Genomic DNA, 1056 nt, shown 5'->3' with positions numbered 1-1056 from the left:
CCCCTCCTTGGTAGCGCAGATGGCGCACGGGCGCGCGTCGGGAGGGGCGCGCAGGAGGGGCTCGAGCGCCGTTCCGTGGGTTCGTGACGGAGGCGCTCGAGACCCTGCTCAGACGTTGCGCCGGTACTGTCCGCCGACCTCGAAGAACGCCTCGGTGACCTGCTGGAGGGAGCAGACGCGGGCGGCGTCCATGAGCACGGCGAACACGTTGTCGCCCTCGACCGCAGCCTTCTTGAGGCGGTCGATCGCTGCCTCGGCCTCGGAGCGGTGCGTGTCCTGGAAGGCGTGCACGCGGTCGAGCTGCGACTGCTTCTCGGCCTCCGTGGCGCGGGCCAGCTCGACCGTCGGAGCCTCGACCTCCGACTCCGGGCGACGGAACGTGTTGACGCCGATGATCGGCAGGGAGCCGTCGTGCTTGCGGTGCTCGTAGAGCATCGACTCGTCCTGGATGCGACCGCGCTGGTAGCCCGTCTCCATGGCTCCCAGCACGCCGCCGCGCTCGTTGATGGCGTCGAACTCGGCCAGCACGGCGTTCTCGACGAGGTCGGTCAGCTCGTCGATGATGAAGGAGCCCTGGAGCGGGTTCTCGTTCATCGCCAGGCCCCACTCGCGGTTGATGATGAGCTGGATCGCGAGCGCGCGGCGCACGGACTCCGCGCTCGGCGTCGTGACGGCCTCGTCGTAGGCGTTGGTGTGCAGGCTGTTGGCGTTGTCGTAGATCGCGATGAGCGCCTGCAGCGTGGTGCGGATGTCGTTGAAGTCCATCTCCTGCGCGTGGAGGGACCGACCCGACGTCTGCACGTGGTACTTCAGCTTCTGGCTGCGGTCGTTCGCGCCGTACTTCTCCTTCATCGCGACGGCCCAGATGCGTCGTGCCACCCGGCCGAGCACCGAGTACTCCGGGTCCATGCCGTTGGAGAAGAAGAACGACAGGTTGGGCGCGAAGTCGTCGATGTCCATGCCGCGCGCCAGGTACGACTCGACGTACGTGAACCCGTTGGCGAGGGTGAAGGCGAGCTGGCTGATGGGGTTCGCCCCGGCCTCGGCGATGTGGTA

General features: G+C 67.8%; 1 protein-coding gene. It reads right to left on the bottom strand.

The features are described from left to right. Positions 1–108: 108 nt before the first annotated feature. Positions 109–1056, bottom strand: a 948-nt coding sequence (locus ASF38_RS18740; RefSeq protein WP_235497380.1) for a methylmalonyl-CoA mutase family protein, incomplete at its 5' end; no start/stop codon positions are given.

It is taken from the genome of Aeromicrobium sp. Leaf272, assembly GCF_001422865.1.
In the GTDB taxonomy this organism is placed as follows: Bacteria; Actinomycetota; Actinomycetes; order Propionibacteriales; family Nocardioidaceae; genus Aeromicrobium.
Note: the sequence above shows the minus strand (reverse complement) of the source record. Positions and strands in the feature narration are given on the sequence as shown.